Source organism: Rhodohalobacter barkolensis (genome assembly GCF_002834295.1).
In the GTDB taxonomy this organism is placed as follows: Bacteria; Bacteroidota; Rhodothermia; order Balneolales; family Balneolaceae; genus Rhodohalobacter; species Rhodohalobacter barkolensis.
In genome coordinates this window covers 1,238,141-1,253,777 of the sequence record NZ_PISP01000001.1, presented here as the reverse complement: position 1 = coordinate 1,253,777, position 15,637 = coordinate 1,238,141, and the positions used below count along the sequence as shown (strand labels likewise).

At 42.3% G+C, this 15,637-nt stretch carries 15 protein-coding genes and 1 tRNA gene; 1 reads left to right on the top strand and 15 read right to left on the bottom strand.

Going from position 1 to position 15,637, the window contains the following annotated elements:
* Window positions 1-10 precede the first annotated feature (10 nt).
* Window positions 11-682: a DUF748 domain-containing protein gene (locus CWD77_RS05200; RefSeq protein WP_101072146.1), complete on the bottom strand. Its 672-nt coding sequence runs from the start codon at window positions 680-682 to the stop codon at window positions 11-13.
* A gap of 118 nt (window positions 683-800) precedes the next feature.
* On the opposite strand from CWD77_RS05200, the gene CWD77_RS05195 reads away from it, so the two are divergent.
* Window positions 801-1,394, top strand: coding sequence for a CPBP family intramembrane glutamic endopeptidase (locus tag CWD77_RS05195; protein ID WP_101072145.1), 594 nt, complete (start codon window positions 801-803; stop codon window positions 1,392-1,394).
* Window positions 1,395-1,462: 68 nt separating this feature from the next.
* On the opposite strand, the gene CWD77_RS05190 is transcribed toward CWD77_RS05195, so the two are convergent.
* The 14 genes from CWD77_RS05190 to CWD77_RS05125 form a co-directional block, all read right to left on the bottom strand.
* Complete coding sequence (locus CWD77_RS05190; protein WP_133120187.1) at window positions 1,463-2,140, bottom strand: hypothetical protein; 678 nt, start codon at window positions 2,138-2,140, stop codon at window positions 1,463-1,465.
* A 26-nt stretch (window positions 2,141-2,166) separates the two neighbouring features.
* Window positions 2,167-2,385 carry a hypothetical protein gene (locus CWD77_RS05185; RefSeq protein ID WP_101072143.1) on the bottom strand — a complete coding sequence of 73 codons (219 nt, stop codon included), beginning with the start codon at window positions 2,383-2,385 and terminating at the stop codon, window positions 2,167-2,169.
* Window positions 2,386-2,590: 205 nt separating this feature from the next.
* On the bottom strand, window positions 2,591-5,023 hold the full coding sequence (locus CWD77_RS05180; RefSeq protein WP_101072142.1) for an outer membrane beta-barrel family protein: 2,433 nt from the start codon (window positions 5,021-5,023) through the stop codon (window positions 2,591-2,593).
* A gap of 2 nt (window positions 5,024-5,025) precedes the next feature.
* Complete coding sequence (locus CWD77_RS05175; protein WP_206017945.1) at window positions 5,026-6,399, bottom strand: FAD-binding oxidoreductase; 1,374 nt, start codon at window positions 6,397-6,399, stop codon at window positions 5,026-5,028.
* Between the two features lie 108 nt (window positions 6,400-6,507).
* Window positions 6,508-7,029 carry a YybH family protein gene (locus CWD77_RS05170; protein WP_101072947.1) on the bottom strand — a complete coding sequence of 174 codons (522 nt, stop codon included), beginning with the start codon at window positions 7,027-7,029 and terminating at the stop codon, window positions 6,508-6,510.
* 437 nt (window positions 7,030-7,466) lie between these two features.
* Window positions 7,467-7,964, bottom strand: coding sequence for a YybH family protein (locus CWD77_RS05165; protein WP_101072141.1), 498 nt, complete (start codon window positions 7,962-7,964; stop codon window positions 7,467-7,469).
* Window positions 7,965-8,131: 167 nt separating this feature from the next.
* Window positions 8,132-9,004, bottom strand: coding sequence for a helix-turn-helix transcriptional regulator (locus tag CWD77_RS05160; protein ID WP_101072140.1), 873 nt, complete (start codon window positions 9,002-9,004; stop codon window positions 8,132-8,134).
* Between the two features lie 48 nt (window positions 9,005-9,052).
* Window positions 9,053-9,922 (bottom strand): helix-turn-helix domain-containing protein, encoded by an 870-nt coding sequence (locus CWD77_RS05155; RefSeq protein ID WP_101072139.1) that lies wholly within the window; start codon window positions 9,920-9,922, stop codon window positions 9,053-9,055.
* Window positions 9,923-10,344: 422 nt separating this feature from the next.
* Window positions 10,345-10,617, bottom strand: a complete 273-nt coding sequence (locus CWD77_RS05150) for a GIY-YIG nuclease family protein (protein ID WP_101072138.1) — start codon at window positions 10,615-10,617, stop codon at window positions 10,345-10,347.
* Between the two features lie 42 nt (window positions 10,618-10,659).
* Window positions 10,660-10,731 (bottom strand) — tRNA-Asn (locus CWD77_RS05145).
* Window positions 10,732-10,888: 157 nt separating this feature from the next.
* Window positions 10,889-11,071 carry a histone H1 gene (locus CWD77_RS05140; RefSeq protein ID WP_101072137.1) on the bottom strand — a complete coding sequence of 61 codons (183 nt, stop codon included), beginning with the start codon at window positions 11,069-11,071 and terminating at the stop codon, window positions 10,889-10,891.
* Between the two features lie 283 nt (window positions 11,072-11,354).
* Entirely contained in the window at window positions 11,355-11,957 is a 603-nt protein-coding gene (locus CWD77_RS05135) for a hypothetical protein (RefSeq protein WP_101072136.1), read from the bottom strand.
* Window positions 11,954-12,637 carry a cytidine deaminase gene (locus CWD77_RS05130; protein WP_101072135.1) on the bottom strand — a complete coding sequence of 228 codons (684 nt, stop codon included), beginning with the start codon at window positions 12,635-12,637 and terminating at the stop codon, window positions 11,954-11,956. The genes CWD77_RS05135 and CWD77_RS05130 overlap by 4 nt, the downstream gene beginning before the upstream one ends.
* A 15-nt stretch (window positions 12,638-12,652) precedes the next feature.
* Complete coding sequence (locus CWD77_RS05125) at window positions 12,653-15,589, bottom strand: serine hydrolase domain-containing protein (RefSeq protein ID WP_101072134.1); 2,937 nt, start codon at window positions 15,587-15,589, stop codon at window positions 12,653-12,655.
* Window positions 15,590-15,637: the final 48 nt, after the last annotated feature.

Sequence of the window (15,637 nt, the reverse complement as noted above, 5' to 3'; positions counted from 1 at the left end):
GAATTTCCGATCAATTTAAGAAGTCTTGAATAGCATCCTGAATCTGTTCAGCACCGCTTTGGGCTGCAGCCCGTAAGGATTGATCAACAATTGCATCAGCAATCTCCCGGATCACATTTTCAACAGCTTGCCTCTCGCCACCACGGCCAATGTCGTTTAATTCAATTTCTGCGATTTCGACACGGGCTGATCTCTCACCGCCAACCTCTGTGTACAAGTCGGCACTTCCATTCGTCATGATAAAGTGCTCAATCACAAGAGCTTTCTCTGAAGCTTCATCGGATGAAGTTGACTCAATATGATCCATAATAATACGAAGATTGTTTTCCGGCATCTTCTGTTCTACATAAACTGAGGGGGAGGTTACTTCAATATCATGAACAACGATTTCATCCGAAAAAAGTGAACGGATGTTTAATTCGATGCTAAAATCATCAATTTCCAATGCGTATTCTTCACCAAAGTCTTCCGGATTTTCTACCCTGAAACCACTAATGGTACCACTGCCCGAGAAAGGGGAGATGGAAACCCGTTCTACGGTAACGGCAGTTCCTGTCATCTCAGACCCAACGCTTTCTATTCCTGATTTTACAATGGAGTCGACGGAAAGTGTGAGTACTAAAAAACCGATTAATAAGATTGCCAGAATTCCGCCCAGTCCAAATTTAATTGCTTTGCTCATTTTTTTGTTTGTTTAATGAATTGATTCAGAGATTGATATCTGTATTTTAAGTCGTTTGTTTCAAGATGAAAGGAATTGGTATAAAATCAAACTGAAAGCATTATAAGGATTTATAAGTATGGAAGAGGAAAAAGAGGTTCAAATGGGGGAAGATCTCACCGGTAAAAACTTGCTGGGAATGTCACTGCTCTCCTTCCTTTTCTACATTGTTCTCTCTTTGGTATTGATCTATTTTCTTCATGATGGCAGTATTTGGACCCTGTTTGAACACGGCTACTCTATACCTGTTCAGGTAGTTGTGGGTTTGGGGGTAGGTGTAGTAGCTGCGCTTGTTGTTATGCAACTCTCCGCTAAATCCCCAATTGCCGATGTTCTTAATGATTATGCGCTGTTCAGGGTGATAGCTAACACGCGATTTTCATCTTTCGACAGGGTACAAATCTCACTTTTTGCCGGTGCAGGTGAGGAGATCTTATTTAGAGGGGCCATTCAGCCAATTATTGGCATCTGGGCTACTTCAATCCTTTTCATTGCAATACACGGCTACTTTAAGTTTACATCATTTGGGCACATTCTGTTTGGTGTGATGATGTTTGCCCTGAGTATGCTGCTGGGAATTCTATTCGAAACAACCGGATTAATCTCAGCGATGATTGCTCATGCGGTGTATGATCTGGTGATGTTAAAGAATGTAGATAAGCTGGGTAGATAAAAAAACCTGACAGATTGCAAAAACTGTCAGGTTTAGGATTTTTAAGTCATAAAAAAAGTCAGCCTTTCTTACTCTTCATCTGATTCTATCTCTTCGTTCTCTTCATTTGTGTCGGAACTGGTTCCGGGAGCATTTTCGTTAAAAATCTCTTCCAGTTTCTTGCGGGCATTCTGCACTTTTTCTTTCTCTCTTTGGATCACTTGTTCCAGGTCTGATAACTGCTCTTTGGCTTTTTCAATCTGCTCTATCCGCGTTTGACGACGTTCTTCATTCTGTTCTTCTTCAACGCTCTCTTCTGCCTGCTCAATTTCAGTTCTGGCTCGGCTAACCGTTTCTTCTGCTGTAATGATGTTGTTTTCCATTCGTTCAACTTCATTATTCAAATTCCGGGCTGCCGCAGCACGTGCTTGTCCAAACTCACGACCGGTCATATCTCCTTTGTCTCTGCCGTATGCATTTCCTTGGCCGTTATTATCCTGATTCGGTGCATTTCCGCGTTTTCTTTTCAGACTGTCTGCCTGCCGGTTTGCTCTGTTGTTCTGGGCTCTAACGGAATCAGCGTTACGGTTGACACTATCTTGACGAACATCCAAACTATCGGCTTGCCGATTCTCTTTTTTCTCGATCTTCCCTCTGTCTTCACTGTTACCTCTATTACCTCTGTCATTGTTTTGAGCAATAACCACAGTGGATGCCATGAAAATCAGTGAAAACGTCAATAGGCTAATTTGTGATAAATATTTCATTGTATAGTAAGTTCTGGTGCAGGTTATTAATTATTCAAATTTTCTAAAGTCGTTTCTAACTCGACCATTTTTTGTTCTACTGAATCGCTCGCAGCAGATAATTCATTTGATAGTGAATCTGATTCATTGATCAGCTGCACATCGTTCATTTCGTCTGCCTGAGTCTGTTCGTTCTGCTCCGGGCTGCCACACGCATAAAGAAAGAATGCTGAAGCTAAAATGAGTCCCAATTTGAAATTTTTCATTCGTGTCTGTTTTAAATTAAAATCGTGTTTCAGGAAGTCGTATGAAAATATACACCATTTGTTCCATTTGTTTTGACCAGATAAATAATAACGGTAACCAGATTGGTTATTTTAATGTGCCTGATGGTTTTAGTGCAGTTGAGAGAGGATAGTGCACCGGTTGAAAAATTCAACAGTAATCAGGCGATTTGGTCAAATCTTTCGTTCAATTTGTAACCCTGCTCTGCTCTTCTTCAGAGCCGGTACTCATATTTATGGATTCGATTTTACTATTCCCGAAATTCCAGGTGAAGGTCAGCTTAATATTTCGTGAACCATAATCATATACGCCATGGCTATCCAGATTCACGCTTGGGATATTTGTACTGTATCTCATTAAATCTGTGTAAAAAAGATCATCCGCCGAAAGCCGTATTGTTCCCCGGTCTGATGCTACTCTTTTTTGAATGCCGACATTTAATGCTCCCTGTGGTTTAAAATGTAGTAATCCTGCAGACCTTTTGGATTGGTAATATCCTGAAATTTCAAGTGAAAAATCCCGCTGCATGTCAATCATATTGGTGATATTAGCGGAGTAACTGTACATATCCTGGGTTTGATTCTCATCCATATGGGCGGTTCTGAATACCTGATACTGCCCGGATACGTTCGTTCGCATCTCCCACCAGGTGGTAAAATAAAACGGCAGGCTGGTGTTAATAGCATAGGTTCGGAAATAGTTTAGATTTTGTGTTTTGTAAACTTGCTCATTCGTATTTTGATTGACCTCAGGCTGAAAGGATACAATTCCATCTTTCGTATAGCTGTATTGAAGTGAGAGTAGAAACTGCTTATGATTGTAATCCATTTTCAGCGCATCACTTACTGCAGGGTTTAGGTCAGGATTGCCCGATAGGAACGTATTGGGATCCAAAAAGAACACAAAAGGTGCAAGATCATTAAAGTTTGGCCGGGTAATTCTTCGGGAATACGAAAAACCAACACTGTTTTCATTTGGAAAGCTTTTCTGAATAAAAAGGGTGGGGAATAGATAGCCACCCTGTAAATCTACAAGCCCGTGGCTGTCGGGAGTGCTCAATAACCGATCCGTATACTCATAACGCAATCCTGCATTCACACCGACAGTTTCTCCGGGTTTCCAGCTTCCTGAAAGATAGAGCGCTCCCGTTTTTTCTGATAGGTTGGCATTCTGAGAAAATGTATCGTTCACAATCCAGTCATTTTGAATGAGATTCAACACACTTACCGTATTTCTAAAATCTGATAATGCACCCTTGGCACCTGTTTCTATGGTGAATTTGTCTGACAGTTCGTGTATATAATCCAGTTTTACAACCCGGATGTGTATGGGAGTTTCTTTTTCAACATCTATACTTTCATTTTCCAACCTGGATATATCTCCCTCTACGAAACTGTTCACATAGAAAGAGGGGTTGTCATTTTTGTAGTAGAGATAATCCGCATCAAAATGCAGTGACCGATTTTTTTTGAAAGTATGATCAAGACTAAGATTTATCATACCATCCTTCCACCGGTTGGTTTCACGAACGGACATTTCAGTAAGCAGGCTTGAAGAAGGATTAAAACTCCTAAAATTTTCTGAAAGATCCCGGGTTTTCCAATGCCTTTGATTTCCTTCAAGTAAGAGTCCGGCGGTAGTTTTTTGTCCCACCTTATATTCTAATCCCATTCGGGCATTTTGATTACTTATTGATGGCTTTCGGATGTTCTCCATTCTTACTTCTTCAATAAAATTATTCGTTTCCAGGGATCGCTCATTATTCCAATTGTTTTGTGTACGGTCGTAGTTGATGGTATAATCCAGGAACATGGCAAGTTTGTCCACCCGGCGGCTGATATTAAAATTACCGCCGAGCGTTTCTGCATAGTTATAGCCTGCATTTATCCCCACTGTGCCTGTGGTTCCCATTTCTGAAAACTCCGTCATTTTGATATGGATGATGCCCGCATCTCCTTCTGCATCATATCTGGCCGGAGGCGTGGTGATTAATTCAATCTGCTCAATATTTGCGGCGCTCATTCCATTCAGCATCTGTACAACTGCGTCGATGGGCAGCCTCACAAGCTTATCATTAATCATCACCCGAACACCGGACTTACCACTCAGGGAGATGGTGTTGCTCTGCCGGTTTACCTGAACTCCGGGCGACTTTTCCAGAACCTGTAGCACGGAACTGCCGGACGAAGTTATACTGCTTTGAACATTTACCACAAGCCGGTCGATCTTCTGCTCAAACAGAGGCCGTCGGGCTGTAACGTCTACCTCTTCCATCTGTTCAAGGGAAACCTGCAGAGTGATTGTGTCAAATTCTATTGAGTTTTGGTTTACCTCGAAAGCTGGAGAATAGTATCGCCGGAATCCGATCATGGATACAGATAGTAAATACCGACCCGGATCAATATTATTTAGCTCAAAATACCCTGCATTGTCAGTTACGGTTCCCTTCACTAAAGCAGAATCTGAAGGTAGCAGTAAAAGTACATTTGCCCCGGGCAACGTTGATCCGCTTTCTTCGATTACAACACCTGTTATCACAGTCTGTGATCTAACTTCCATGTTATGGAAAAACAGGATGAAGAGAATCGCGAATAAACGGATCAACTGTTTTGCAGACATGACTATTTCGGTTTGATATTCTGATTCACATGGAAAAAATTATCCGGATCATACTTGGCTTTTACTTTCTGCAGGCGTTTGTAATTATCACCGTATGAGGCTTCTACACGATCCTGTCCCTCTTCCATCATAAAATTGATATATGACCCGCCAAGCGTGTGAGGGTGAACGGCTTTCCAGTAATCCCGGGCCCAGGTTTTAATTTTATCAGTATTTTCAGGATCGGGATCTACACCCACGATAACCATCGACCACTGGGCATCACGCTTATTCCAGGCAGTTTCATCACTTCCAACCTCGTGTGCAGCACCATCCACCGGATAGAGATGCATGGTGGAGAGAGGGGTTGGTATATTGGCGAACCGCACATGTTCTTTGATTGCTTCATTGCTTATTTCGCGCACAAAATCGCCTTTCCAGTACCATTGATAACCGGGCGGGAAAAAACCGTCGAACATGGTTTGGAGAGCGGTATAGGGCATCTCACCGGTAAATTCAAAAAGCGGTTTGGAAGCATTACGAGCCTGCTGTAGATAGTTTTCAAATTGATCCTCATGTCCCGTATAACACCATAAAAGACCACAAACTAATTCTCCCTGTATCTCCTCCGGAAAAGGATCTGCAGAGGCTACCTCTGTTATAAGAAAAAATGCGTACACATCGTCCGGCATTTCAGGGAGCCAGTCGCGGTACCATTTTAATGTGGTTTCAAGCTGATCGATAGGCCAGAACATCGGACCGGCAATCACATTTTTTACGGGGTGAAGCCGGTACTCAAAACATGTGACGACTCCGAAGTTACCGCCGCCGCCGCGCAGCGCCCAGAACAGGTCTGCATTTTCTTTCTCATTTGCGTGGACAAGTTTTCCATCGGCAAGTACCACATCAGCGCTGAGGAGATTATCAATGGTGAGGCCATATTTACGGGTCAGATATCCGTGGCCGCCCCCGAGAGTGAGTCCGCCGATACCCGTATTTGATATAATTCCGGTTACCGTTGCCAGGCCATATTCATGAGTGGCGGCATCAACCTCTCCGGTTGTACATCCGGGTTCAACTCTGGCTGTTTTATTCTCGGGATCAACGTGAATAGCTTTCATAGGAGACAGATCAATCACCATCCCGTTATCCACCAATGCAAGACCGGGGCCGCTGTGTCCGCCTCCGCGAATAGACACCTCCATTCCTTCTTTTCGGGCAAAATTTACGGCTGCTTTTACATCATCTGCATCTTTACACTTCACAATGAGTGCGGGGTGTTTGTCGATCATTCCGTTGTAGACTGCACGCGCTTCATCGTAATTATCATCATCTGGGAGGATGATCTCTCCGTTCAGTTTCTCTTCTAAACTGCTGACTGCTATGTCTGGTTTCATAATGATTGTGGTTGGTTAGGTGAATATTGGTATTATTTGTTTGATGCACTGAAAGATGCTGACAAGACCTTCGGACGCTGTAAGGTCTGGTGTAAACAAAAATTTTTGTTACTCCGCATTCAGAGGTGCATGATGCTCGTGCACAATTTTCCATTCACCATTTTCCGTTTTGACAAACACTAAGGTTTCCTGCTCATTGATAACAGCAAGGTCTTCTCCAAACATCAAATGAAAATCAGAATGGAAGGTCACAATGGCTACATTCTCATAATAAACCGCAATTTTCATTTCATTCGCGTCCATTTTTACAACTTCTGTAACGCTTCCAAAAACTCCGCGTTCAAAAGCTTCGTTCTGCTCTTCGCCATTGCGGGGTGCACCCTGTTTAAATTCAGTAAACTTTGGGCCGTAACCATGGAATGAAATTAATTTGTCTATATCACCTTCTTCTACGCTTTCTACAATTTCGTCCCATGTTTGTAAAATTTCAGCTTGTTCATCCTGGTATTCTTTCTTTAAAACATCTTCAGGTGAAGGATCCTCAGTATCTTCAGTGCTTGAAGTGGTTGATTCGCACCCAAAAATAAGGCCTGCTATGAGTATTAAGGGTATAATATTGAGTGGTTTCATGGTTTCTCCTTGTTTGTTGTTGTCGTGTTGGCACATTGTGTGCCTGTTTAATCTGTAATCGCGTGACGAATTCTCTCAGGATTACTGTATTGGTTTTTTGTCTTGAAATTCTGTTTATCACCCATTCATGTTAATGATTGATATTGATCCTCTTCGTTCTATAAAAAACGCTCAATTGAAACCCAGCGCTCATTATTTTGATTGGGAAGGAGAAATAATTGGCTAGGTTGTAAAATTCTATGCAAAGTACCTTCTTTTTCAGCCTCTTCTCCATACACCCGAAACATCGGTCAACGTGCCGGAATTTGAACTCGCCTTAAAGAAACGAGAGAGAGGCCGTTTTGCAGAGTAATCATACCGGAAAAACTCTTACCGGAAAACTCAGCTTGTACCATCGCACCGGCAACGCTTGGAGGTCTATTTTTATGGTTACATTTTTACCCCGCATTCAGAGGGGAGTGATGCTCATGCACAATTTTCCAATCACCCGAACTGTTTTTAACAAACACCAGACTGATCTGGTCATTCACCACGGCCATCTCATCTTCAAACTGTAAATGAAAATCTGAATGAAACGTTACAACGGCTACATTCCCATAATAAACCGCCACCTTCATATCATTTCCGTCCATTTTTACAACTTCCTGTACACTTCCAAATACTCCTCGTTCAAAGGCCTCGTTTTCCTCTCCGCCGTTTCGGGGTGCGCCCTGTTTAAACTCAGTAAACTTAGGGCCGTACGCATGAAATGAGATTAATTTATCTATGTCGCCGGCTTTAATGCTTTCAACAATTTCATCCCATGTTTGCAATATTTCAGCTTGTTCTTCGGGGTATTCTGTCATAATACCATCTGAAGATTGAGCCTGAAGTGTCGTGAGTCCCAAACTGAAGAGCAGGGTCCATATAAGAAAAATTTTAAATAAAGTGTTCATCACAATCAGGATTAGAAGTTTTAGTGTTTCAGATTACGTATCACAGAGAGATACAAACTAAAATCAACCATCTGTTTTATCGCAGAAAGTGTCTGTGACGTGTAAACTGCCTAAACGCAACATAATAGATTCCTGAGATTCAGGTTTTACTCAGAAGTTCAAAATCTTTACTTATTGGTCCAGTTTTTCTGATACTGGGAAGGAGAGAGGCTGAATTTTTCCCTGAACACTCTGCTGAAGTGCGACGAATTTTTAAATCCGCAATCAAAGGCCACTTCACTGATGGATTTATTTCCGGAACGCAACATACTTTCTGCTCTTTTTAGACGTCTGTCTGTGAGCCATTTTCCGGGAGAAGTTTTGTAATGCTTTTTAAATTCCCGTTTGAACGTGGATAAGCTTCGATTGGCAATATTTGCGAAGTCCTGGATTTTTAAATCATACATGTAATTGGCCTCCATGACCTCCCAAATTGCAGCCTGATAGTGTTCTGTAATCCTTTGGATGTATGCCAGTATGTGTTTGTTCTGCGGGTGGGATAAAATGTTGAAAAGTAATTCTTTGAATTTGTTTTCAAATACGTTGTCTGGCAGAGTTTTATTCTCGAGGATGTAGGGTATAAAACTTTGATAACCATTTCTGATGTGCTCGTCAATTGCAAATGGTTCAAACATAATTTTATTTGGCTCCGGCAAGTCTGTCAGGGATAAATGCGGTCTGAATTCTTCAAATAAGGATCTGAGATAGTTATCTCTCAGGTAAAAAATAAGCACATCCCATCCTTCGTAATCGTCTGGTAATTCCTGCATAAAAGCACACTTTTTGATGATTAAACCGTTATCCGGGTTAGCCACCCATCTGTCACTTCCCTGTTTCAGAATTCGTTTCCCGCTCAGAGTAAAATTAAACTGAATGTACTTAGAATAGAGTTGCAGAACTTTTTCTCTCTGAGGGCAGGAATAATGCAAAAAAAGTGTGTCTTTCAACGAAAATTGTTGAAACAGATCCGGGTTCGATATTTGCGCTTCATACAGGTCCATAGGTATTCCTGGTGAAAGTATATTTTACATCAAAAAATCATCATTATTTTAGTTCGTTGAGTGTTTCTGAAAGTGAGAAGGAGAGGAATTAAATTTTTTCTTAAATACTCTGCTGAAGTGTGACCTGTTTTTAAACCCGCACTCATAGGCCACATCACTGATCGGTTTATCGGTTGTCTCCAAAAAGGCTTTTGCCTTTTGAAGCCGACGGTTTACAAGCCATTTTCCCGGGGTGGTTTGATAGTGCTTTTTAAAATCCCGTTTAAACGTGGATAAACTTCGATTGGCAATATTGGCATAATCCTGAATCTTCAGATCGAACATAAAGTTCTCTTCCATCACTTCCCAAACCGGGGTTTGATAGCGATCAACGATTTTCAGAATATATGCGAGAATGTGTTTGTTATCGGGGTGGGAGAAAATATTAAAGAGCAGCTCTTTGAATTTGCTTTCAAGGAGTGTTTCAGGCAGTGGCTTGGTATTTCCAAAATAGGGGAGAAAGCTTTTATAGCAGCTCCTGATCTGTTCGTCAATCTCGAACATTTCGGTCATTACTTTATTCGGTTCAGGTAAACCGCTCATGGATAAATATGGCCTGAACTCTTCAAATACAGACCGCAGGTAGTCATCTTTCAGATAGAATACCATGGTCTCCCATCCACTATAGTCGGCAGGAAGTTCCTGTAAAAAAGCACATTTTTTTAAAAGCCCGCCTTTCTTTGGGCTGAACACCCATCTGTGATTACCGTGCTTCTGAATCCGTTTCCCACTTAAAGTAAAGTGAATCTGTATATGCTTGGAGTAGAGCTGCATTATCTTGTCTCGCTGCGGACAATTATAGTATAAAACCAAAGTGTCTTTTAAAGAAAACTGTGGAAATAGTTCAGGATTCGATAATTGCAGTTCATATAGATCCATGCCCTGTTCTCCCTTACAGGTGAATTGTAAACTGTATTAAAGAGTGTAATAAAAAAAGCAATGCAGTCAAAACATGGTTTAAGGGCAAGACTGCAAGGATTGAGATGAGATTACCCGATATTTATGACAACTATTTTATCAGGGCAGAGGCCACCGGCAACTAACCGCGCGGCCTCACCAAGAGAATTTTTCAAGAAACCAATGAGTTATTCGTGTTCTAATTGATATGAGCTAATCTTTTGGCGAACCTTACATTACAGAAAAAGAGATAGAGTTGGAGTGGGTTGAAATAAAAAATGCGAACTCTGAAAAAATCAATGTTCGCACATTAAGTATAAGTGGCTCCCCGGGTAGTCCCGAAAGTTTTCGGGAGAACCTACGCTCCGACAGCTGTCGGAGTAACAGTCAACTGCTCTGCCAGATTATAGATAATCTTCAATGTTAATTACATCTTCAATAAGCAGCCGGATCATCTTCTTACTTTTCCAGCTTTTTACCTTGCTTTCTGCTGCTATAGCTTCTTTTTTTGATTCTAAAGGATGTGAATAAGCGATCTTCCATGGACGATATCGACTGGTGTGTGCTTTTCTATTGTCTGTATTATGAAAGTGAAGTCGTCTGTCCGGATCATTGGACATTCCTACATAGTAGGTTTCTTTGACTTTTGATTGGAGTATGTAAAGGTAGTATTTCATAAAACAAAAAAAGCCAACCAACTTACGTTGATCGGCTTTGTGCTCCCCGGGTAGGATTCGAACCTACGACCAATTGATTAACAGTCAACTGCTCTGCCACTGAGCTACCGAGGAATGACAGTTGTTCAATACGTTTGTTTGTATCGAACGGGCACAAATATAAGAGGTTGATGTAACCTATGTCAAGCGATGTTCAAAAGTTTTTGAACTTTTTTTAAATAAAAAAAGCCGCTCCAAAAAAGCGGCTTTAAATCGTCAATAAAAGGCTTTTTTAAACCTTACCGGAATTTTTCATATCCTGGATTTCAAGACGAATTTCTTGAGAAACTTTTTTGAGCTCTTGCAATTGCTTACGCGCTCTTGTTCCGGCTGCTTTATTTCCCTTCTCGTAAAACTTATTCATGTCGTCTTCCAGTTCAGCAACCATGTTTTTAACTTGTTCGATTCTGCTCATTATAACTCCTTTAGTTAGTTAACGTTAATGCAAATTTATTGCTGGAATTCGATACAAAACTATGTAACCGTTGGTAAATGGGCAAATAAAAAATCAGATTTTCCTGTTTTATTTTAAATTAAACCCCATTTTCTGATTTTAAACCGGGATTTCCACAGAAGTTACTCTCCCAATAAGTTCACATTTATTGAGGAGATAAACGGTATTTTAATATTAACCTATTCGTATAACATCCTGTGTATCAATGCGTAGATCAACCTGTTTATTAAAGCTGATTATTATCTCAGAAAGTATCAGGAGTACTTAATTTTACTTTTTTGTTGAATCCCCTGAAACTTTTTGGAATATGCTTTTCCAGGAAATCCTGATCTTTTTCAGATGGGATGATGTCCATTGGAAAGTCTCCCTTAATAAAAGAACTGCTCTCATCCATGCTAAAGAGAGTGATTTCATTAATGTTAAAATGGTTCTGGAAGGAGAGAGCCATATCGGGAAGCGACAGCGCCGTTGGTGATTTTGATGACAGATCTTCGGCCAGTCCGGATATCAGCAACATCGGCTGAGACGGAAATCGGTGAACCTGATCTCGGTTAATATAAATCTGATCATCCTTGATCTGAATCAGTGATTTTTGGTAACCATTCACACCAATGGTTGAAACTCCTTGGTCAGCAAAGAGTGCAATCAGCCGGTGGTTGAGATCCTTAATGGCTCTCAGGCGGGCATCTTCGCGCATCATGCCGGTTTGAATCAACCGATCGGTATATTCACTGTCGCTATGAATGATGATGCCGCTTTCCTTTTTTTGGGCCAGTGACCTTGCAAAAGCGGTGAGAAACATTCCATTGTCTAAATGTTCGTAATCAAGTACTGCTAAAAAATTCATTTTATCTTTTTTAATGTACTGCCGGTAAATCCGTACGGCAGGAGATCTTTTACAAAATGTGAGGATGATGTTTGGTTTCCATGATGGAGCACAACCTTTTCTCTTGGCATAAACTCTGCCATTACCTGACGGCAGGCACCGCATGGGCTGCTGAAGTCTCCTTTGGGCGCGTAGATATGCAGACGTCCCAGATTGTCTCCATATCCTGCAGTAATGGCCCGGTGAATGGCTGTGCGCTCTGCACAGAGTCCGAGGCTCCATGCGCTTACTTCTACGTTCACTCCGGGGATGTATCCGTCAGGAGTTTCCAGCAGAGCGGTCACAGGGAAATTCGAATGGGGAATGACGCAATTTTTGGCTAACTCTTTAAGGGTATTATTTATATCTGAACCACGCGGCAGCAAAGGGTCGAACAGAGTTGGCGAGTCCTGTAAAGATTTAAGTCGTTTGGTATTAAACTCTCCAATCCAAAATTCAAGAAGTTCTGAATGCGGTTCATCCTGATAAATTGACACCGGCTGATCCCCATTGGCTAAACAGCTGCAAATTGCACCGTGTACTGCTGAAATTGTAAGCGGAAAGGAGATATTTTCTACTCTGACTCCGGGATAAAACAGACCCGATTTTCCTTCTACAAGGCAGTACTCTTCGCTGTGTGAATAGGGTGCGTAGTTACTCATACTAGTTTAACACGTTTAATGCTCGATTGCCTCCATCACGGCATCAGCAATTTTTGCACGAACTCTGCTGATTGTACTCCCGTATGTACGAGAAGGATGTACGCGATTCGTCAGTATAATGATAGCAATTTCTTCGTCAGGATCGATCCAGAAACTTGTTCCGGTAAAACCGGTGTGACCAAATGAGTTAGGGCCTGTCAGCTCACCTGCGGTGCTAAAACCATCACTTTTCCGATCATATCCATAGGCTCTTTGATTGATGGGAGATCGGCGCTCTGTAAATGTTTTAATGGTTTCCGGCTTTAGATATTCTCTGCCTCCAAACTGTCCGTTATTCAACAGCAAGTATGCAAGTCTGGAGAGATCGTCAGCAGAAGAAAAAAGTCCTGCATGACCCGCCACTCCGTCCATAAACCAGGCGCGTTCATCATGCACTTCAGCCTGAACCAAACCGTCTCGGTAGGTGGTGTCAATTTCAGTTGGAGGTATTCGATTGCTAATCCACCGTCCGGTTTTTTGGGGATTGAAGAAGCTGGATTTCATTCCCATAGGGTAGAAAAAGTTATTTCGCACATACCGATCAATCCGGAGCCCGGAAACTTCTTCAACGATTTCGGCAAGCAGGATAAAACCCAGGTCACTGTACACATATTCCTCACCGGGATTATTGACCAGAGGCTCGTTGCGAACGGCACGAACAATCTCTTCGCGAGTTTTTAATTCATCCACATAGACCTGGAATGCCGGCAATCCGGATGTGTGAGTTAAAAGCTGGTCGATGGTAATTTCCCGTTTATCGTCGGTATCAAATTCGGGGATATATTTTGCGACTCGGTCCTGTACGTCTAATCGCCCATCATCTACCAGTTTCATCATCGACGTAGTGGTCGCAATCACTTTGGTCAGAGATGCGAGATCGTAAACATCGTCGTTTGCTACTTTTCGGGTTTTATCATAATCGTGATAGCCGTATCCCTGCTGCCAAACCATCACGCCTTTTCTCATCACACCTACAACGCCACCGGGGAAAACAGAGTCATTAATCGCTTCCTGCATAACCATATCCAGTTCAAGCAGCTTTTCTGTACTCATTCCGGCAGATTCGGGTGAGTCGAATCGAATATTGGATTGATTGAACTCTAATCCATCGCCAATCTCATACATTCCGGGAATATTGATAGGAAGTTTACCAGCAACCTCAGAGGCTCCAAATAGAGCCGGTACGGTTTGTCGAACCTGATTGGCATTGGATGACCAGGCCATCACGTGTGCATCAGTATTGGGCAGATCTCTTAATACATAGGGGTTGCCAAAGGCGACCAATGCGGAGGGTATAGGCCGGCTGATCAGTTGCCGTAAAAATTGAAGCTGTTCGGGCTGAACCTGAATCGGCTGGTGAGATCGCACAATAATAAATGAGCCGATCAGAATGAGGTCTGCATCGTCTGCCGCTTCAAGTATTTCAGTTTTCTCTTCCAGGCTTGTTCTGCGGTCGAGAACGTGGAAGTTCACGTTTCCGTGATATTTCCGAAGTTCGCGGGCAAAAGAACTTCCCGTTGAACCGGACTCGTCATCAGCTAAAGCGACCGCTAAAATATTCAGATGATCCACTTCCCGGATAGGCAGAATATTTTCTGAATCTTTGAGAATCGTTACTGAATTTCTCGCAATTCGATCTGCAATACTTTGATAGACCGGGGTGTTGATGGAACTGCTTAGATTCTGCAGATCTACTCTTGGATTTGAAAAAGCGTCCTGCTCTTTCTTTAGCTGTAAAATTTTTCGGACGGAACGGTCAATTCGTTCTTCAGCTACCTCACCTTGTTCCACGGCTATTTTCAACTCATTAATTGCCGACATTTCATCCGGACTGATGAGCATCATATCCACTCCGGCTTTTAGTGCATAGATTACCGCTTCGCCCGGAGAATAATGATCGGCAATCCCTTTCATTTCGAGTCCGTCAGTTACAATCAGTCCTTCAAATCCAAGTGAGTCGATTAAAATATCGTTTAGGATGGATTCATCCATCGTACCGGGCATATCTCCATTTCTACTGATGTTTGGATAGGCAATATGAGCGCTCATCACGCTACGCAACCCGTTGTTGATGGTCTCCCGAAAAGGTCGCAATTCCAGTGAATCAATCCGGGAAAAGTCGTGATGTATTACCGGCAGCGCGAGATGGGAGTCGACATCCGTGTCACCATGACCGGGAAAATGTTTTGCGGTAGCCATTACGCCTTCGCTTTCAATACCGTCAATCATGTACTGTCCGTAAAGCGAAACCATTGCCGGATCGGCAGAGAAGGAGCGAACATTGATGACCGGATTTTCGGGGTTGTTGTTTACATCCAGCACCGGTGCAAAAATCTGATTTACCCCCAGCGTACGAGCTTCCCTGGCCGTAATTTTTCCCTTCAGATATGCATTAGCCGGGTCACCCGTTGCTGCAACCCCCATGGCTGGAGTGATCCGTGTGGAACCGCTGACTCTCATAGCTGCGCCAAACTCCATATCCTGTGCAATCCAAAGTGGAATTTTGGAGTAATCCTGCAATCTGTTCGTCAGCATCGCTTGTCCATAGACATCACCCTGCATGAATATGATTCCGCCCAGATGGTAGTTTTCAATTAACCGTTTCAGGCGGATGTATTGTGGATCCTTATTGTTTGTAAATCGTCCATAAGCAGGTGAAACGAACAGTTGTCCGATTTTCTCTTCGAGTGTCATCTCTTGAAGAAGTGAATCGATATCCGTTGGCTCGGCAACGGGTTGATCTTCAGCAACTATCTCTTCTTCAGGTTCAGGAAGGGGCGGTATTTCAGCTGCGCTTCGATATGATTCCGGTTCTGATGTTTTACAGGATGAAAATATAAGTGCCAGAGTGAGAAGCAGTAAGAATGGTGTTGAGCGATGATAAAGAGAACCTGTATTTGTTGTAAACATCATAAGTTTAAATTAGCAAATAGGGTACGGAAAATAGATGGTTTGTAGTTT